This is a genomic window from Achromobacter ruhlandii, from assembly GCF_002082135.1.
Taxonomy (GTDB): Bacteria; Pseudomonadota; Gammaproteobacteria; order Burkholderiales; family Burkholderiaceae_B; genus Achromobacter; species Achromobacter ruhlandii.
On record NZ_CP017433.1, the window covers coordinates 1724404 to 1741947 of the forward strand.

Sequence of the window (17544 nt, forward strand, 5' to 3'; positions counted from 1 at the left end):
CGCTATCTGGCGGCGCGGCAGCGCGGCGGCCGCGACGAGACGGTGGTGCTCGATGGCGCCGGACAGGACCGGCACGTGGTGCCGATGCCCGCGCGCGGCCACAGTTTCGCGATCGACGCGCCCGCCGAACGCGCCGTGGTGTTCGGCCGCCAGCCGGGCTTCTTCGCGCTGGCGTTCGACCTGCGCGGCGACCGCTCGCCGCTCGAACTGCCCTTGCCGGAAGACCGCCATTTCTTCGGCCACGGCGCCTATTTCGACGGCGGCCGGCTGTTGGCCGCGACCGAGAACGATTTCGACGGCGGCCGTGGCGTGCTCGGCATCTACGATGCCACGCCGGGCGGCGGCTACCGCCGCATCGGCGAATACGACAGCGGCGGCATCGGGCCGCACGAGGTGCTGTTGATGCCCGACGGCAAGACGCTGTGCGTGGCCAATGGCGGCATCCTGACGCATCCGGACTACGGCAAGCTCGAACTGAACCTGGACACCATGCGGCCGTCGCTGGCGTACCTGGACGCGGCCAGCGGCGCGCTGCTGGAGCAAGTCGAACTGGCGCCCGAGCTGCATCGCCTGTCGATCCGCCATCTCGCGCTGGCGGGCGATGGCAGCGTCTGGTTCGGCTGCCAATACATGGGACCGGCCGGCGACCGTCCGGCGCTGGTGGGGCGCCACCGGCGCGGCACGCAGCCGGTGCTGTTCAGCGGGCCGGCGGACACGTTGCGCGCGATGCGCAACTACATCGGCTCGGTGGCGGCGGACGCGGCCGGCGCCGTGATCGCCACGTCCAGCCCGGTGGGCGGGCGGGTGTTGTACTGGGATGCGGCCAGCGGCCGCTGCCTGGGCGAGACCCGCCTGGCCGATGGCTGCGGCGTGGCGCCGGCGACGGACGCGGGCTTTCTGGTCAGCAGCGGCCTGGGCGCCATGGTGCGCACCGATGCGGCGGGCGGCGAGCGGCCGGTGCTGGCGCCGTCGCGCGAGCGTTCCTGGGATAACCATTTCCGCAAGGTCGCGGCCGCTTGAGGCGGCCACCGCCGCGCCCGCCCGGGCGAGGCGCCGCATGCGATGGCCAGCCGCGGCGAGCCTGGCGCCTTACAAAGCTTGACATACCGGCAGGGCGCGACGGCCCTTTCCGCAAGGCGCATCTGATAAAGTTTTCGGCTGTCTTTTTTGCATGAGGGAGCGACAACGATGGAAGACGCGTTGAAGGAATTCAATGCCTGGGCCCCCAGGCTGGTGGACCTGGGCATCAATCTGCTCGTGGCCTTGCTGATCCTGGTCATCGGCTGGTGGGTCTCGGCCTTGCTGGGCCGCTGGGTGCGGCGCATCGCCACCCGTTCCAGCAAGATCGATCCGACCATCGTGCCGATGTTCTACAGCACCGTGGTCTGGACGGTGCGCATCTTCACGCTGATCGCGGTGCTGGCACGCTTCGGGGTGCAGACCGCCAGTCTGATCGCCGTGCTCGGCGCCGCCGGCCTGGCCGTCGGCCTGGCGCTGCAGGGCACGCTGCAGAACATCGCGGCCGGCATCATGCTGCTGATCCTGCGGCCGGTGCGCGCCGGCGAATACGTCGGCCTGAGCACGGGCGCGGAAGGCACGGTCGAGGAGGTCGGCCTGTTCCTGACGCGACTGGTCCAGGTCGACGGCATCCACCTGACGCTGCCCAACAGCACGGTCTGGAACGCCACCATCACCAACTACAGCCGCAACAAGACGCGCCGCCTGGATATTCCCGTGCCGGTGCGCTATGGCGACGACCTGAACGCGGTGCTGGCCAAGCTGCAGGACATCGTCGCGGCCAATCCCAACGCGCTGAAGGAGCCGCAGCCGCTGGTGAAGGTGGTCGACTACAAGGAAAGCGGCGTGGTCGTGAACGTGCGCGTATGGGCCGAGGCGGCCAAGTACTGGGACCTGCGCTGGGGCCTGTACCAGGACATCCGCCTGTCGCTGGAGGCCGCGGGCTTTCAGGCGCCGATCCCGCTGCGCGAGATCCAGAACCCCAAGGCCAGCGAGCCCAAGGCTGGCGCCGCGGCCTGAGCGTACGGCCGGCCATGAAAAAGGGCGTCCCGGCCAATGGCGGGACGCCCTTTTCGCATGGCGCGGCGAGGGCCGCGTGGCGGGCTCAGGCCTGCACCGCGAGCCGCGTCAGTTCGGCCTTGATCCAGCCGGCGATCTCGCGCTGGCGCTGGGCCGGCATGCGGTCGATGATGGCCGTCACGCTGACCGCGAGCAGCGGCGCGCCATGGTTGTCGAGCAGGGCGCAGCCCACGCCCAGCGCGCCGCGCACGGCGTGGTTGCCCACCACCGAATAGCCGCGCGCGCGGGTGTTCTCGATCAGGCGGAACATTTCCTGCGGCGTCATGCCGCCGTATTCGTCGAGCCGGCTGGAGTTGCGTTCGACGATGCCGCGCGCCACGTCGTCGGGCAGCGCCGCCAGCAATGCCATGCCGCCCGAACCCACGCCCAGCGGCTGGCGCTTGCCGGCGTAGGTGGCCAGGATCTGCACCGGGTAGCTGCCGATCTCGCGATGCAGGCTGATGGAATCATCCTCGTCGCGCACCACCAGGAACACCGCGTCGCCGGTGCGGTCGGCCAGGCGCCGCAGCACCGGCAGCAACTGGCGCACGCGCGGATCGCGCGAACGGGTGTCGGGGTCCACCGCCAACTGGGCGCGGTATTTCTTGGTGCCCGTCACCGGCAGCACCAGGCCCGCGTCGAGCAGGGCGGCCAGCAGCCGGTAGATGGTGGGGCGCTGAATGCCCGTCAGGCGGGCAATATCGGTCACGCTGAGGCCATCAGGCCCCTGGTCCCGCAGGGCGGCCAGAACGGCCAGCCCGCGCCGCAATGTGCGTGGGCCTGCGGCCGCGGCATCGCTGTCTTGCATGCAACTCTCTGAAAACTTGGGGGTTATTGCGTCTTGGTCAAGGGAAAACCATAGTCCGTACCGTGGACTCTACCTTGATGCTCCGCTCGTGTATAGATCAGAATGCAGCATCCAATAATTCAAATCGTCCATTTAATGGACAGTATCAGCACGGAGACTATATGATGACCGGTCAAAAGCCTGGACTGCGGCGTCTTGCCGCCACGCTACTGGCTACCGCCGCAAGCGCTTTCGCCATGGGTTCCGCCCAGGCCGCCTATCCCGATAAACCTGTCCGCATCGTGGTCGGCTTCTCCGCCGGCGGCACCACCGATGTGATCGCCCGCATCATGGCCAAGGAACTCACCGAGAGCCTGGGCCAGTCGTTCGTGGTCGAGAACAAGCCGGGCGCCGGCAGCAACATCGCCACCGACCAGGTGCAACGCGCCGCGCCTGACGGCTACACGCTGCTGTTCGTGGCCGTCACCAGCGCCATCAACCAGACGCTGTACAAGAACGTCACGTTCGACCTGACGAAGGACTTCACTCCCGTGGCGCTGGGCGCCAAGGTGCCGAACATCCTGGTGGTCAACCCGCAGGTGCCGGTCAAGACGGTGCAGGAACTGGTCGATTACGCCAAGAAGAACCCGGGCAAGCTGGCGTTCGCCTCGTCGGGCAGCGGCACCTCGATCCACATGGCAGGCGAGCTGTTCAAGATGCAGGCCGGCATCGACGTGCTGCACGTGCCCTACAAGGGCAGCGCGCCGGCCATCACCGACCTGATCGGCGGCCAGGTGCAGTTCATGTTCGACAACATGCCGTCGGCCTGGCCGCACGCCCAGTCGGGCAAGCTGCGCGCCCTGGCGGTGACCACCGCCGAGCGTTCCAAGAGCGCGCCGGACCTGCCCACCATGAAGGAAGCGGGCTTCGCCAACTTCGACGTGTCGTCGTGGTTCGGCCTGATCGCGCCGGCCGGCACGCCGCCCGAGGTGGTCAACAAGCTCAACGCCGCCATGGTCAAGGCGCTGGACAAGCCCGACGTGCAACTGGCTTTCGAAAAGCTGGGCGCCGTGGGCGTCAAGACCACGCCGGCCGAGTTCGGCCAGTTCATCAAGTCGGAAGTGGAAGGCTGGGCGCCGGTGGTCAAGGCGTCGGGCGCCAAGGTCGACTGATCGCGCGCTTCGTGCCGCGGCGGGTCAACCGCCGGCGGCCGATGACAGGGGACGGGCCGATGCCCGTCCCTATTTTTTTGCGTCGCCGTCGCGGCGGGCCGTGGCCAGCATGGCGGTGCAGACCCCGCGCATCATGTCGACCTCGTCGCGGGTCAGCGCCACCCGGGAAAACAGGTGCCGCATGCGCGGCAGCAGCTTTTTGGGATGGGCCGGGTCCAGGAACCGCACGCCCACCAGCGCTTCTTCCCAGTGCGCCAGGAAGGCCTGCACCGCTTCGCCCGAGGCCGGCTCGGCGCCGCGCGAGGGCGCCTGCGCGGTCGAGGCCGGCAGCAACGGGGCGCCCTGGTCCACCAGCAGCGCGTAGCGCAGCTCCCAGGCCGCCAGTTGCAGCGCCTGGGCGACGTTCAGCGAGCTGTACTCGGGGTTGGCCGGAATATGGCAGATGCGGTGGCACAGTCCGATCTGGTCATTGGTGAGACCGGCGCGCTCGGTGCCCAGCACGATGGCGGTGCAGCTCTCGGCGGTTTCGGCCAGGTGGGCGCAGGCCAGGTCGGCGGCCTGGCGGATGTCGCAGGGCGGGGGACCGAGGTCACGCACCCGCGCGGTCAGGGCGAACGCCAGGGTCACGGGCGCCAGCGCCTCTTCCAGGGTATCGTAGATGCGCGCGTTTTCCAGCACGTCCAGGGCGCCGCTGGCCAGGGCCACGGCCTCCGGCTGGCTGGTGACATCGGCGAATTTGGGGCCCACCAGCACCAGTTCGGAGAAGCCCATGGTCTTGATCGCGCGGGCCGCCGAACCGACGTTTCCGGGGTGGCTGGGGTTCACCATGATGAAGCGAACGCGTGAAAATGCTTGAGTCATTTAAAATGGCACGTTTGGCTTAGTGCCTTCCTGGTTTTTTGAGCCGGTTTCCCCCTGTCGGGGGCGGCGGATCCGGGGGGGTGGCTAGCGGCCTACCCACCGCATACGTACGGAATTTTATGCACCCGATGCTCAACATCGCCATCAAGGCGGCCCGGCGTGCCGGCACCATCATCAACCGTGCCAGCATGGATTTGGAACGACTCAGCGTGGCTCGCAAGGGGCCGCGCGATTATGTCACGGAAGTCGATCGCGCCGCCGAGGAGTCCATCGTCGAGACGCTGCGCGCCGCCTATCCGGACCATGCCGTCCTGGGCGAGGAATTCGGCTTGCAGGGCCCCGACCAGGCCGAATTCCAGTGGATCATCGATCCGCTGGACGGCACCACCAACTTCATCCACGGCCTGCCCAATTACGCCGTGTCGATCGCGCTGACCCAGCGCGGCCAGGTCACGCAGGCGGTCATCTATGATCCCTCGCGCAATGAACTGTTCACCGCCAGCCGTGGCAGCGGCACCTTCCTGAACGACCGCCGCGTGCGCGTCTCGGGCCGCACCCGCTACCACGAGGCCCTGCTGGGCGCGCACTGGCCCAACTCGGGCGACCTTGAACAAGGCTCGCAGCGTTTCCGCGCCATGGCCGAAGGCAGCACCGGCGTGCGCCGCCTGGGCGCCACCGTGCTGGACCTGGCCTATGTCGCCTGCGGCCGCCTGGACGGCTTCTGCGGCGTGGGGCTGAAGCCCTGGGACCTGGCGGCCGGCAGCCTGATGGTGCTGGAAGCCGGCGGCCTGGTCGCCGACTTCGACGGCGAGCAAGGCTGGATGGACTCCGGCAACGTGCTGGCCGCCAGCCCGAAGATCTTCACGCAGATGCTGTCGGCGCTGAACCCGACGCCGGCGGCCTGACGCCCTGGCGCGATCCCGACGCGCTCCCGAAGCCGGCCCTCGTGGCCGGCTTTTTTTGCGCGTGTCACTCGCGCGGACCCGCGCGCGGCAAGCCTCGGGACAGTTCCGTAAGCCATCCGCACGACCCGTGTCACCGGCGTGTCACGCGTTTTCCGGGTACGATTACCGGTCGTGTAACTTCTGGAGCTCCTGATGGAGTGGCTGCTGGACCCCGCTGCGTGGGTCGGCTTGCTTACCCTGGTCGTCCTTGAGATCGTCCTGGGAATCGATAACCTGATTTTCATCGCCATCCTGGCGGACAAGCTGCCGCCGTCGCAACGCGACCGCGCGCGCATCCTTGGCCTGAGCCTGGCGCTTGTCATGCGGCTTGGCCTGCTGTCGGTCATGTCGTGGCTGGTCACCCTGACCACCCCCCTGTTTTCGATTGGACCGCTGTCGCCCTCGGGGCGCGACCTGATCCTGATGGCCGGCGGTTTCTTCCTGCTGTTCAAGGGCACCATGGAGTTGCACGAGCGGCTCGAGGGCGGGCAGCATGGCGGCTCCTCGGGGCCGCGCGTGTACGCCAGCTTCTGGGTCATCGTGACGCAGATCGTGGTGCTGGACGCGGTGTTCTCGCTGGACTCGGTCATCACCGCGGTCGGCATGGTGGACCACCTGGCCATCATGATGATCGCCGTGGTCATCGCCATCGGCATCATGCTGCTGGCCTCCAAGCCGCTGACGCGCTTCGTCAACGCGCATCCGACGGTGGTGGTGCTGTGCCTGGGCTTCCTGCTCATGATCGGCTTCTCGCTGCTGGCCGAGGCCTTCGGCTTCAAGGTGCCCAAGGGCTACCTGTACGCCGCCATCGGCTTCTCGGTGGCGATCGAGGCCCTGAACCAGGTGGCGCGCCGCAACCTGCTCAAGCTGGACGCGCGCCGTCCGATGCGCGAACGCACCGCCTCGGCGGTGCTGCGCATGCTGGGCAAGCGCCCGCCGGCCGACGAGCCCGACCTGCCCAGTGCCGACGGCCCCGCCATCCCGGCCTTCGGCGTCGAGGAGCGCAACATGGTCAGCGGCGTGCTGACGCTGGCCGAACGCTCGATCCGCTCGATCATGACGCCGCGCACCGATGTGTCATGGATCAACATCGACGACGATCCCGACACCATCCGGCGCCAGATCATCGAGGCGCCGCACAGCTTCTTCCCGGTCTGCCGCGGCTCGCTCGACGAGGTGCTGGGCATCGCCCGCGCCAAGGACCTGGTGGCCGACCTGATCACCGAGGGCCGGGTGCGCCGCAACCGCCTGCGCGACCCGATCATCGTGCACGAGTCCATCGGCATCCTGCGCCTGATGGACACCCTCAAGCGCTCGCGCGGCCAGCTGGTGCTGGTGGCGGACGAGTTCGGCGCCATCGAGGGCCTGGTGACGCCGATCGACGTGTTCGAGGCCATCGCCGGCGAATTCCCGGACGAGGACGAATTGCCCGACATCGTCGCCGACGGTCCCAACACCTGGAAGATCGACGGCGCGGCCGACCTGCACCACGTCGAGCAGGTGCTGGAAACCGAAGGCCTGGTCGACGACGCGCAGGACTTCTCCACCCTGGCCGGCTACCTGCTGTCGCGTTTCGGCCACCTGCCCAAGCCGGGCGATGTCTGCGAATACGAATTCCACCACGACCATTTCCGCTTCGAGGTGCTGGAAATGGACGGCCGCCGCATTGCCCTGGTGCGCGTCGAGAAGCGCGTGCCCGAGCCGCTGGACGAAGACGCCACGCTGACCAACGACTAGATGCCTTCAAGGAGCCCTTGCCATCGTGACTGATACCACGCTCTATCTCATCAAGGCCTTCATCCTCGGCATCGTCGAGGGGCTGACCGAGTTCATCCCGGTGTCCAGCACCGGCCACCTGATCCTGATCGGCGACTGGCTCAACTTCGAATCCAGCCAGGGCAAGGTGTTCGAGGTGGTGATCCAGCTGGGCTCGATCCTGGCGGTGATGTGGATTTTCCGCGCGCGGCTGCTGCAGCTGATCCGCGGCACCCTCACCGGCGTGCCGAGCGAAGTGGCCTTCACCCGCAACCTGCTGATCGCCTTCCTGCCGGCGGCGGTCATCGGCGCCATCTTCATCAAGTCCATCAAGCAGGTGTTCTACCACCCCAGCGTCGTGGTGGTGACGCTGGTGCTGGGCGGCCTGATCATGCTGTACGTGGAACGCCGCACCCGCCATACCCCCGGCGACGTGCCGGGCGCGGCCGACGACACCGCCTCGGACGAGCGCGCCACCGCCCGCACCCTGGAACAGATCACCTGGAAGCAGGCGCTTGGCGTGGGCGTGGCGCAATGCCTGGCCATGATCCCCGGCACCTCGCGCTCGGGCGCCACCATCATCGGCGGCATGATCGCCGGCATCCAGCGCAAGACGGCCACCGAGTTCTCGTTCTTCCTGGCCATGCCGACCATGCTGGGCGCGGCCGTGTACGACATGTACAAGAACATGGACCTGCTGACCCAGCACGACCTGTCCGGCATCGCCGTGGGCTTCATCGCGGCATTCCTCAGCGCCATGGTGGTGGTGCGCGCGGTGTTGCGCTTCGTGGCCAACCACACCTATCGCGTGTTCGCCTGGTACCGGATCGTGTTCGGCGCGATCGTGGCGGCCTGGATCTTCACGCGCTGACGTCCGCGCCCCGCAAGCCGGGGGGCAAACAGAAAGGGCCGCGTAGGTGACGCGGCCCTTTGCTTTGCTCGGACAGGATGGGCGTATCGCCTAGGCGGCGGTTTCCAGGTCGTAGAACTGCAGCCCGTCACGGTCGATGACCAGCCAGCCGCCGCGGGGCGGCGAGGCGTGGTCACAGTCCCAGTCGGGCAGTACCCAGCGCTCGCGCTTCACGCCGTCGACCTCCAGCACGTGGCGGGCGGGGCGGTGCGTGTGGCCGTGCACCATCAGGGCCACGCCGCTGTCGCGGAAGGCCTGCTCGACGGCGCCGGCATTGACATCCATGATCTCCATGGACTTGCTCTGGTTGGCCATCTGGCTTTCGCCACGCGCCTGCTGCGCCATCGCCAGCCGCTCGGGGATGGTCTTGGCCAGGAACGCGGCCTGCCATTGCGGGTTGCGCACCATCTGGCGGAACTGCTGGTAGGCCGCGTCGTCGGTACAGAACTCGTCGCCGTGGGTCAGCAGCACATCGCCATGGTCGGTCTGCAGCAGGGCCGGCTCGGGCAGCAGCCGGGCGCCGACGGCGCCGGCCAGTTCCTCGCCGATGAGAAAGTCGCGGTTGCCGCGGCCCAGCCACAGCGGAATGCGGCTGGCGGTGGTCCGCAGCGCGGTCAGCGCCGTGACGAGCCACGGCGGCGCGGCGCGGATCACGTCGTCGCCGATCCAGGCGTCGAAGATGTCGCCCGGCAGCAGCAGGGCGGCGGCTTCTTCCTCGGCCGCCTGCAGGAAGGCCAGGAAGGCCTCCGCCGTGGCCGGCGTGGCCGGCCCCAGGTGCAGGTCGGAGGCCAGCCAGATCGGGCCGGACAGGGCGATCTTATTCAAGAACTTCGGCCTTCTCGATGATCACGTCTTCGTTCGGCACGTTCTGGTGGAAGCCCTTGTTGCCGGTCTTCACGCCCTTGATCTTGTCGACCACGTCGGTGCCTTCGGTGACGCTGCCGAACACGGCGTAGCCCCAGCCGTTCGGCGTGGGCGCGGTGAAGTTCAGGAAGTCGTTGTTGGCGACGTTGATGAAGAATTGGGCGGTGGCCGAGTGCGGGTCGCTGGTGCGGGCCATGGCCAGGGTGTACTTGTCGTTCTTCAGGCCGTTGTTGGCCTCGTTCTCGATCGGGGCATGGGTCTGCTTCTGCTTCATGCCGGGCTCGAAACCGCCGCCCTGGATCATGAAGCCGTCGATCACGCGATGAAACACCGTGCCGTTGTAGAAGCCTTCCTTGACGTAGGTCAGGAAGTTCTCGACGGTCTTGGGCGCCTTGGCGGCGTCCAGGGTGATGACCATGTCGCCTTGGTTGGTGTGAAGCTTGACGCGGGGATTGGTGCTCATGGCTTTTGTGCCTTCAGAGGTGGAGTTGGAGGGGGCGGCCGCGGGCGCGGCGCTGACGAGCGCCGGGGCAAACGCCAGCGCGAACGAGCACGCCGTCAGGCGCAGCAGGTGAAGAGGGGAGTAGCGGGACATCATTTGCGTTGCTTATCCTTCAGCATGGTTTCGACTTCGCGGGCCTTGTCCTGCATGCCGGGCACGCCTTCCTTGGCGGCCTGCTTGTAGGTGCGCAGGGCCTGCAGCAGTTGCAGGTCGCCCAGGTTGGCGCGCGCGGCGGCGTAGCCCGGGTCCGCGCGCAGGGCCATTTGCAGGGCGTCCTGCGCTTTTTCAAGTTCGCCCCGGCTGGCATATAGAGCCGCCAGGTTGTTCCAAGGTTCCGGCAGCTCGGGGAAGCGGGTCGTCATCTCGGTGTAGATGTCGATGGCCTCGGCCTTGCGGTCGAGCTGGGCCAGGGCGCGCGCATGCTGGAACATCAGCTGCACGTCGGTGCCGCGCTGGTCCTTGATCTCGGCCTCGCGCTTTTCGATCATCGCCAGGGCTTCGGCGTTCTCGCCGCGATTCAGCAGGCGTTCGATGTGCGTGGTGATCTGCGAGGCGGACGGTTGCAGGCGGGTGTCCACGCTGGGCTGCATCGACTTGAGCACGTTGGACAGGCCGTCCCAGCCGCCCTCGGGCGGAATCGGGTCCAGGGTGGTGCGATTGGCATTCGGGTTCTCGCCCGAACCGCCGGCCATGGACTGGGCATGGGCGCCGGCCAGCGGCGAACCGGCCAGTGCCAGGGCGAGCAGGGTGACGCAAAAACGCGGCTTGATAGTCACGTGGGCATCCGTTAAAAGTCGTGGCCGGCCGGCGCTGACGCGCGCGGCCGGGCCGCTTGCTATACTTGACGACCGCCATTTTAGCCTTGGTTGAGTTTTTGGCTCGACAATAGGTGAAGCCAGTGGGTAAAACCATCGGGCGCCCGTGGGGGAGGCCTGTTTGGGAAGCCCGTTTGGGCAGTCCATTTGGGAAGTCCATTTGGGCCGCCTGAGGGAAGCCTCAGGGAAGCCCATGTTGGAAGCCCCAAGGGCTAGCCTGCTGGTGAAATTTGGACGCCGGGGAGGGGTTCCTGGATCCACGCAAACTGGATGACGCGAACCCGGGCATAGCCCGAACCACCCGGTCGGACGGCAAGCCTCGAAGGTATCGTCCTTCGGGCGCAACGTTTCCGCGGCCGCCACGGAAAGAACAGGACCATCACAAGCGCCATGCTGCAAATCTACAACACGTTATCGCGTACCAAAGAACCGTTCAAACCGGCCCAGGCCGGCCAGGTGCGCATGTACGTGTGTGGCATGACCGTGTACGACTTCTGCCACCTGGGACACGCCCGCATGCTGGTGTCCTTCGACGTGGTGCAGCGCTGGCTGCGCGCCAGCGGCCTGGCGGTCGACTACGTGCGCAATATCACCGACATCGACGACAAGATCATCCGCCGCGCGGTCGAGACCGGCCGCCGCATCGGCGAAGTCACCGAGTTCTACATCGACGCCATGCACGCCGACGAACGCGCGCTGGGCGTCGAAACGCCCGACCGCGAGCCGCGCGCCACCGAGTACGTGGGCGAGATGCTGGACATCATCGGCAAGCTCGAGCAGAAGGGCCTGGCCTACCAGGCCGACGACGGCGACGTGAACTACGCCGTGCGCGGTTTCGAAGGCTACGGCAAGCTGTCCGGCAAGACCCTGGACGACCTGCGCGCCGGCGAGCGCGTGGCGGTGGGCTCGGCCAAGCGCGACCCGCTCGACTTCGTGCTGTGGAAGTCGGCCAAGGAAGAAGAGCCGGCCGACACCAAGTGGGAATCGCCCTACGGCCTGGGCCGTCCGGGCTGGCACATCGAGTGCTCGGCCATGAGCAAGTCGCTGCTCGGTCTGCCGCTGGACATCCATGGCGGCGGCCCCGACCTGAAATTCCCGCACCACGAGAACGAGATCGCCCAGACCGAGGGCGCCTTCGGCGGCGTGCTGGCCAACATCTGGATGCATTGCGGCCCGCTGATGGTCGATTCGGACAAGATGTCCAAGTCGCTCGGCAACTTCCGCACCATCCGCCAGACCATCGCCCAGGGCGAACCGGCCGCCGACGCGGCCCATTACCGCGTCAACGTGCGCGAGGCGGAGATGGTGCGCTTCTTCATCGTGCGCAACCACTACCGCAGCCCGCAGAACTACACGCCCGACAACCTGGTCGACGCCCAGAACGCGCTCGACCGCCTGTACCAGGCGCTGCAGAACGTGCCGGCCGACGACCAGGGCATCGACTGGAACGAGCCGCAGGCGCAGGCCTTCAAGGCCGCCATGGACGACGATTTCAACAGCTCGGGCGCCGTGGCGGCCCTGTTCGAACTGGCCTCCGAGGCCAATCGCGGCAAGAGCGCCCGCAGCGCCGGCCAGCTCAAGGCCCTGGGCGGCCTGCTGGGCCTGCTGCAGCAGGATCCGGCGACCTACTTCCAGTCGGCCACGCGTTATTCGGCCGCCGGCATGGGGCAGGGCGCGCGCCCCGAACTGGACGCCGCCGCGATCCAGGCCCGGATCGACGCCCGCGCCGCCGCCAAGGCCGCGCGCGACTTCGCCCAGGCCGATCGCATCCGCGCCGAGCTGCGCGAAGCCGGTATCGAGCTCGATGACAAGCCGGGCGGCCTGACGCAGTGGCGTCGGGCGTGAACCCCCTGGATACGCCCGCCATGTCCCCCGTAGATACCGAGATTCCCAAGCCGGATTATTGGGAAGCCGCCGTCGCCCACCTCATGCGGCGCGACCGCATTCTGAAAAAGATCATTCCCCAGCACCCCGAGGTCTGGCTGACGTCGCGCGGCACGCCGTTCGTGACGCTGGCCCGCGCCATCATCGGCCAGCAGGTCTCGGCCAAGGCGGCCGACGCCGTCTGGGACAAGTTCCTGGAAGCCGCCGGCAAGCGTCCCACGCCGGTGGCGGTGCTGCGCGTCGGCCTGGAAGGCCTGCGCGCGGCCGGCCTGTCGCAGCGCAAGGCCGAATACGTGCTGGATTTGGCGGTGCATTTCGGCGAGCGCCGGGTGCACCCCGAGAAATGGGCGGCCATGGACGACGAGGCCGTCATTTCGGAATTGACCGCCATCCGCGGCATCGGACGCTGGACGGCGGAGATGTTTTTGATTTTCAATCTGCAGCGGCCCGATGTTCTGCCGCTGGATGATCCTGGGTTGCTCAAGGCAATCTCGCTACACTATTTCAGCGGCGAGCCTGTCTCGCGCTTCGAGGCTCGCGAAGTCTCGTTGGCGTGGCAACCCTGGCGTACCGTGGCAACCTGGTATCTGTGGCGCAGTCTGGAACCGACGCCGGTCCAATACTGACGCAATCCAGGTCGCCCATCTACGGAACCACACTACATGCGCAATACATTTCTGGAATTTGAACAGCCGCTCGCCGAGCTTGAGAACAAGATCGAGCAGCTGCGCTATGTGCAGGCCGATTCGGCGGTGGACATCTCCGACGAGATCGGACGTCTGCAGCAGAAGAGCCAGTCGCTGGCCAAGGAAATCTACGCCAAGCTCACGCCTTGGCAGACGGCGCTGGTCGCCCGCCACCCCCAGCGCCCCTACACGCTGGACTACGTGCGCGAGATCTTCACCGACTTCCACGAGCTGCACGGCGACCGCATGTACGCCGATGACCAGTCCATCGTGGGCGGCCTGGCGCGCTTCAATGGCACGCCCTGCATGGTGATCGGCCACCAGAAGGGCCGCGACACCAAGGAACGCGCCGCGCGCAACTTCGGCATGCCGCGTCCGGAAGGCTACCGCAAGGCCCTGCGCCTGATGCGCCTGGCCGAAAAGTTCGGCATTCCCGTGTTCACCTTCGTCGACACCCCGGGCGCCTATCCCGGCATCGGCGCCGAGGAACGCGGCCAGTCCGAGGCCATCGGCCACAACCTGTACGCCATGGCCGAACTGAAGGTGCCCGTGATCGTCACCATCATCGGCGAAGGCGGCTCGGGCGGCGCGCTGGCGATCGCCGTGGGCAACACCGTGCTGATGCTGCAGTACGCCACCTACGCGGTGATTTCGCCCGAGGGCTGCGCCTCGATCCTGTGGCGCAGCGCCGACAAGGCGCCCGAGGCCGCCGAGGCGCTGGCCATCATCGCCCCGCGCCTGAAGGACCTGGGCCTGGTCGACCGCGTCATCAATGAACCCGTGGGCGGCGCGCACCGCGACCCGCGCGTCATGGCGCGCCTGCTGCGCCGCGCGCTGGGCGATGCCCTGCGCCAGCTGCAGGGCATGACGCCCGAGCAACTGGTGGAACAGCGGGTGCAACGCCTGCTGTCCTACGGCGCCTTCCAGGAAGTGCGCGCCTGAGCGAAGCGCGCGCGCCGGCCTTGGCCGGCGCCGCGGCCGCTTCCGCTTCCGGCCCGCGCCCGCCGCCATGACTTCCCGCCCCGCGTCCGACTCGACTGCCGCGGGGACCCCTTTCCCCCATCCCGTCTCGCCCGACCTGATCGCGGCCCTGCGCCGCGCCCTGCAAGCCCTGCCGCGGCCCCCAGGGCGTTTCGCCGTGGCTGTCAGCGGCGGCGCCGACTCGGCCATGCTGGCGGTCCATGCCGCCGCCGTGGCGCGGGAACGGGGCGCCGGCGTGGCGCTGCTGCACGTGCATCACGGCCTGCAAGCCGCCGCCGATGGCTGGCGCGATCAGGTCGAGGCGCTGGCCGGGCTGCTGGAACTGCCGCTGCGGCAGGCCCGCGTCGAGGTCGACGCGGCCGGCGGCAAGGGCATCGAGGCCGCCGCGCGCGACGCCCGCTATGCCGCGCTGGCGCGGCTGGCGGACGAGGACGGCATCGGCGTGGTCCTGCTGGCGCACCATCGCAATGACCAGGCCGAGACCGTGCTGCTGCGCCTGTTGCGCGGCACCGGGCTGGCCGGCATGGCGGCCATGGCGCCGCTCACATCGCGTGACGGCCTGACCTATCTGCGACCGTGGCTGGAGCAGGACCGGGCGACGATCCTGCAGGCCGCGCGGCAGTTTGCCGACGCCACCGGCTGGCACGCGGTGCAGGACCCGACCAACGCCGATCCGCGCTACACCCGCGCCGCGCTGCGCGAATTGCTGGCGCCGGTGCTGGATGCGCGCTGGCCCGGCTGGCGCGCCATCGTCGCGCGTCACGCCCGGCACATGGCCGAAGCCAACGAGATCCTGGACGAGGTGGCGCGCGAGGATTTCGCCGCGCTGGAGCCGGGCGCGGACGGCGCCAGCTTCTCGCTGGCGGCCTGGCGGCGGCTGTCGCCGGCGCGCCAGGCGCACGTGCTGCGCCACTGGATGGCGCAACAGGGCGCCCGCATGCCGACCGAGGCGCGCCTGAACGACCTGTTGCGCCAGCTGCGCGGCCTGCACAGCCTGGGGCACGACCGCCAGCTGCGGGTCGAGCAGGCCGGCCACGTGGTGCGCTGCCATCGCGGGCGGGTGTGGATCGAGCCGCGGCCGGATCCGCAACCGCCGGCGTCACGTTAGCGCAAAGGTGGGGGCGCCCGGTGCCGGCAGGCGCCGCGCAGTGAAATCCGCGGCTGACGCCGTCGAATTCTGGCCAGAACGACATTTTTCCGGAAAAAACGACCGTTCCCTGGAAAGAAAATTCCATGGCCTGCGCAAATTTTTACCGTCGGGATAGAATATGAGGTTTTGCCCGTCAACACTCTTGCGGCGGGTCCCCAGCCAGAGTACGAGATGTCCCTGATCGTTCATAAATATGGCGGTACTTCGATGGGCTCGGTCGAGCGCATCAGGAACGTGGCGCGACGCGTCGCGAAGTGGCACGCTGCCGGCCACCAGGTTGTCGTGGTGCCGTCGGCCATGGCAGGCGAAACCAATCGCCTGCTGGGCCTGGCGCGCGAGATTACGCCCCAACCCGACGCGCGCGAGCTCGACATGATCGCCGCCACCGGCGAGCAGGCCAGCAGCGGCCTGTTGGCCATCGCGCTGCAAGCCGAAGGCGTCGCCGCCCGCAGCTACGCGGGCTGGCAGGTGCCGGTGCGCACCGATTCGTCGTTCACCAAGGCCCGCATCACGTCGATCGACGACGCCCGCATCCGCGCCGACCTGGACGCGGGCCGCGTGGTCATCGTCACCGGCTTCCAGGGCGTGGACCCTGACGGCCACATCACCACCCTGGGCCGCGGCGGCTCCGACACCTCGGCCGTGGCCGTGGCGGCGGCGCTCAAGGCCGATGAATGCCTGATCTACACCGATGTGGATGGCGTCTACACGACCGATCCGCGGGTGGTGCCCGAAGCGCGCCGCATGGCCGTCGTTTCCTTCGAGGAAATGCTGGAAATGGCCTCGCTGGGCTCCAAGGTCCTGCAGATCCGCTCGGTCGAATTCGCCGGCAAATACCGTGTGCCGACGCGGGTGCTGTCCTCGCTGACCGACCCGCTCATCCCGCTCGACGAAGAAATGTGTTCGGGCACGCTGATTACTTTTGAGGAAGACGAAAAAATGGAAGCCGCCGTTGTCTCCGGCATCGCCTTCAGCCGCGACGAAGCCAAAATCACCCTGCTGGGTGTTCCCGACAAACCCGGCATCGCCTTCTCGATCCTGGGCCCGGTCGCCGCCGCCAACATCGACGTCGACATGATCGTGCAGAACCAGTCCGTGGCCGGCACGACCGATTTCTCGTTCACCGTGAACCGCAACGAGTTCGCCCGCGCCGTCGACCTGCTCAAGCGCGAAGTGATCCCCGCCGTGGGCGCGCGCGAGCTCTCGACCGACGAGAAGGTCGCCAAGGTTTCCATCGTCGGCATCGGCATGCGCTCGCACGTTGGCGTGGCCAGCCTGATGTTCCAGACGCTGTCGCAAGAGGGCATCAACATCCAGATGATCAGCACCAGCGAAATCAAGACCTCGGTGATCATCGACGACAAGTACATGGAACTGGGCGTGCGCGCGCTGCACAAGGCCTTCGGCCTGGACCAGGCGCCCGCCACCAAGGTCTGAGCGGAACGGACGCAGCACGATTTTTTCCCTGCCGCGCCTTGGTTGCGGGCAATAGTGTAAAAAGTCGTGCTAGAATCTCGTTCTCTTCGGAGATGTGCCCGAGAGGCTGAAGGGGCTCCCCTGCTAAGGGAGTATGTGGCTAAAAACTGCATCGTGGGTTCGAATCCCACCATCTCCGCCAGATTCCCTGCCTGGCATGCCAGGCTGGTAAAAAAACCCGCAGAACTCACGTTCTGCGGGTTTTTTGTTTGGTGCGTAGAAACCGTAGGCGCCGTTCGCCAGGGTTACGCGCGCTGGAATGCGTCGAAGCAAGCGCGCCGGCGGATGATGCGATGATCGTCCCGCGGCGAGCTCGCAACCGTCTACTTGATCTTGCTGCAGCGGAAGGCCTCGATACCCTTTTCCACGTAGTGCGGCTCGCGCGCGCAGGCCGCGCGCATCGCCTGATTGGCCAGGGTCATGAGATTGGCCGCGTGGGTCATGGCTTCCAGGCCATCCTGGCCGGGGCCGATCTTGTCGTAGCGTTCCTTGAATTGATTGGCCTGCTTGGCGTAGGCGAACGCGCGCATGACGTCGGCGTAGGCGATGGCGCGGGAGATGTCGCCGGCGGTGGGCTTCTTCTCGGCGCCGAAGGCCGGGCCGGACAGCAAGGCCAGCGCGAGCAGGGAGGCGAAAGTGGCTTTCATGTTCATCATCAGGAATTCTCTTGCGGGTTGTCCG

Annotated in this window: 17 protein-coding genes and 1 tRNA gene; 12 read left to right on the forward strand and 6 right to left on the reverse strand. The window is 67.6% G+C overall.

The features are described from left to right. On the forward strand, positions 1 to 1020 hold a 1020-nt coding region (locus AruCF_RS07920), incomplete at its 5' end, for a DUF1513 domain-containing protein (RefSeq protein WP_254431176.1). 168 nt (positions 1021 to 1188) lie between these two features. Then, a complete protein-coding gene (locus tag AruCF_RS07925) occupies positions 1189 to 2037 on the forward strand; it encodes a mechanosensitive ion channel family protein (RefSeq protein WP_049072910.1) in 849 nt (282 codons plus the stop codon). Between the two features lie 85 nt (positions 2038 to 2122). Here AruCF_RS07925 and AruCF_RS07930 read toward each other — a convergent pair whose 3' ends face one another. Beyond that, positions 2123 to 2884 carry an IclR family transcriptional regulator gene (locus AruCF_RS07930; protein ID WP_049072911.1) on the reverse strand — a complete coding sequence of 254 codons (762 nt, stop codon included), beginning with the start codon at positions 2882 to 2884 and terminating at the stop codon, positions 2123 to 2125. A 161-nt stretch (positions 2885 to 3045) separates the two neighbouring features. On the opposite strand from AruCF_RS07930, the gene AruCF_RS07935 reads away from it, so the two are divergent. Then, positions 3046 to 4035: a Bug family tripartite tricarboxylate transporter substrate binding protein gene (locus tag AruCF_RS07935; protein ID WP_049072912.1), complete on the forward strand. Its 990-nt coding sequence runs from the start codon at positions 3046 to 3048 to the stop codon at positions 4033 to 4035. Between the two features lie 69 nt (positions 4036 to 4104). Here AruCF_RS07935 and AruCF_RS07940 read toward each other — a convergent pair whose 3' ends face one another. Further along, positions 4105 to 4896 carry an RNA methyltransferase gene (locus tag AruCF_RS07940; RefSeq protein WP_144419111.1) on the reverse strand — a complete coding sequence of 264 codons (792 nt, stop codon included), beginning with the start codon at positions 4894 to 4896 and terminating at the stop codon, positions 4105 to 4107. A 119-nt stretch (positions 4897 to 5015) separates the two neighbouring features. On the opposite strand from AruCF_RS07940, the gene AruCF_RS07945 reads away from it, so the two are divergent. The 3 genes from AruCF_RS07945 (at position 5016) to AruCF_RS07955 (ending at position 8466) form a co-directional block, all read left to right on the forward strand. Then, positions 5016 to 5801: an inositol monophosphatase family protein gene (locus AruCF_RS07945; protein WP_049072914.1), complete on the forward strand. Its 786-nt coding sequence runs from the start codon at positions 5016 to 5018 to the stop codon at positions 5799 to 5801. 192 nt (positions 5802 to 5993) lie between these two features. Further along, positions 5994 to 7577, forward strand: coding sequence for a TerC family protein (locus AruCF_RS07950; protein WP_049072915.1), 1584 nt, complete (start codon positions 5994 to 5996; stop codon positions 7575 to 7577). A gap of 25 nt (positions 7578 to 7602) precedes the next feature. After that, positions 7603 to 8466, forward strand: coding sequence for an undecaprenyl-diphosphate phosphatase (locus AruCF_RS07955; RefSeq protein WP_049072916.1), 864 nt, complete (start codon positions 7603 to 7605; stop codon positions 8464 to 8466). A gap of 90 nt (positions 8467 to 8556) precedes the next feature. Here AruCF_RS07955 and AruCF_RS07960 read toward each other — a convergent pair whose 3' ends face one another. From AruCF_RS07960 to AruCF_RS07970, 3 genes are all read right to left on the reverse strand, one after another. Next, entirely contained in the window at positions 8557 to 9330 is a 774-nt protein-coding gene (locus AruCF_RS07960) for a UDP-2,3-diacylglucosamine diphosphatase (RefSeq protein WP_049072917.1), read from the reverse strand. Then, entirely contained in the window at positions 9323 to 9832 is a 510-nt protein-coding gene (locus AruCF_RS07965) for a peptidylprolyl isomerase (RefSeq protein ID WP_049072918.1), read from the reverse strand. The genes AruCF_RS07960 and AruCF_RS07965 overlap by 8 nt, the downstream gene beginning before the upstream one ends. A gap of 131 nt (positions 9833 to 9963) precedes the next feature. After that, positions 9964 to 10647: a tetratricopeptide repeat protein gene (locus AruCF_RS07970; RefSeq protein WP_049072919.1), complete on the reverse strand. Its 684-nt coding sequence runs from the start codon at positions 10645 to 10647 to the stop codon at positions 9964 to 9966. Between the two features lie 429 nt (positions 10648 to 11076). Between AruCF_RS07970 and cysS the strand changes: the two genes are divergently transcribed. The 6 genes from cysS (at position 11077) to AruCF_RS08000 (ending at position 17005) form a co-directional block, all read left to right on the forward strand. After that, positions 11077 to 12531 (forward strand): cysteine--tRNA ligase, encoded by a 1455-nt coding sequence (gene cysS, locus AruCF_RS07975; protein WP_059271932.1) that lies wholly within the window; start codon positions 11077 to 11079, stop codon positions 12529 to 12531. 20 nt (positions 12532 to 12551) lie between these two features. Beyond that, positions 12552 to 13196: a DNA-3-methyladenine glycosylase family protein gene (locus tag AruCF_RS07980; RefSeq protein ID WP_006386554.1), complete on the forward strand. Its 645-nt coding sequence runs from the start codon at positions 12552 to 12554 to the stop codon at positions 13194 to 13196. A 36-nt stretch (positions 13197 to 13232) separates the two neighbouring features. After that, a complete protein-coding gene (locus AruCF_RS07985; RefSeq protein ID WP_049072921.1) occupies positions 13233 to 14198 on the forward strand; it encodes an acetyl-CoA carboxylase carboxyltransferase subunit alpha in 966 nt (321 codons plus the stop codon). A gap of 148 nt (positions 14199 to 14346) precedes the next feature. Further along, positions 14347 to 15345: a tRNA lysidine(34) synthetase TilS gene (gene tilS / locus AruCF_RS07990; RefSeq protein WP_235432807.1), complete on the forward strand. Its 999-nt coding sequence runs from the start codon at positions 14347 to 14349 to the stop codon at positions 15343 to 15345. A gap of 213 nt (positions 15346 to 15558) precedes the next feature. Continuing rightward, a complete protein-coding gene (locus AruCF_RS07995; RefSeq protein ID WP_049072922.1) occupies positions 15559 to 16824 on the forward strand; it encodes an aspartate kinase in 1266 nt (421 codons plus the stop codon). An 88-nt stretch (positions 16825 to 16912) separates the two neighbouring features. Then, a tRNA-Ser gene (locus AruCF_RS08000) sits at positions 16913 to 17005 on the forward strand. A gap of 181 nt (positions 17006 to 17186) precedes the next feature. Here the strand turns inward: AruCF_RS08000 and AruCF_RS08005 are convergent. After that, the gene (locus tag AruCF_RS08005; RefSeq protein WP_049077647.1) at positions 17187 to 17519 is read right to left on the reverse strand and encodes a hypothetical protein; all 333 of its coding nucleotides are present in this window, start codon (positions 17517 to 17519) and stop codon (positions 17187 to 17189) included. Positions 17520 to 17544: the final 25 nt, after the last annotated feature.

What these genes read in the sequence shown, in the direction of transcription:
- AruCF_RS07980 (WP_006386554.1), top strand. Translation starts at nt 12,552, where the DNA reads ATGTCCCCCGTAGATACCGAGATTCCCAAGCCGGATTATTGGGAAGCC.
- cysS (WP_059271932.1), top strand. Translation starts at nt 11,077, where the DNA reads ATGCTGCAAATCTACAACACGTTATCGCGTACCAAAGAACCGTTCAAA.
- AruCF_RS07995 (WP_049072922.1), top strand. Translation starts at nt 15,559, where the DNA reads ATGTCCCTGATCGTTCATAAATATGGCGGTACTTCGATGGGCTCGGTC.
- AruCF_RS07940 (WP_144419111.1), bottom strand. Translation starts at nt 4,896, where the DNA reads ATGACTCAAGCATTTTCACGCGTTCGCTTCATCATGGTGAACCCCAGC.
- AruCF_RS08005 (WP_049077647.1), bottom strand. Translation starts at nt 17,519, where the DNA reads ATGATGAACATGAAAGCCACTTTCGCCTCCCTGCTCGCGCTGGCCTTG.
- AruCF_RS07925 (WP_049072910.1), top strand. Translation starts at nt 1,189, where the DNA reads ATGGAAGACGCGTTGAAGGAATTCAATGCCTGGGCCCCCAGGCTGGTG.
- AruCF_RS07985 (WP_049072921.1), top strand. Translation starts at nt 13,233, where the DNA reads ATGCGCAATACATTTCTGGAATTTGAACAGCCGCTCGCCGAGCTTGAG.
- AruCF_RS07930 (WP_049072911.1), bottom strand. Translation starts at nt 2,884, where the DNA reads ATGCAAGACAGCGATGCCGCGGCCGCAGGCCCACGCACATTGCGGCGC.
- AruCF_RS07935 (WP_049072912.1), top strand. Translation starts at nt 3,046, where the DNA reads ATGATGACCGGTCAAAAGCCTGGACTGCGGCGTCTTGCCGCCACGCTA.
- AruCF_RS07965 (WP_049072918.1), bottom strand. Translation starts at nt 9,832, where the DNA reads ATGAGCACCAATCCCCGCGTCAAGCTTCACACCAACCAAGGCGACATG.
- AruCF_RS07945 (WP_049072914.1), top strand. Translation starts at nt 5,016, where the DNA reads ATGCACCCGATGCTCAACATCGCCATCAAGGCGGCCCGGCGTGCCGGC.
- AruCF_RS07950 (WP_049072915.1), top strand. Translation starts at nt 5,994, where the DNA reads ATGGAGTGGCTGCTGGACCCCGCTGCGTGGGTCGGCTTGCTTACCCTG.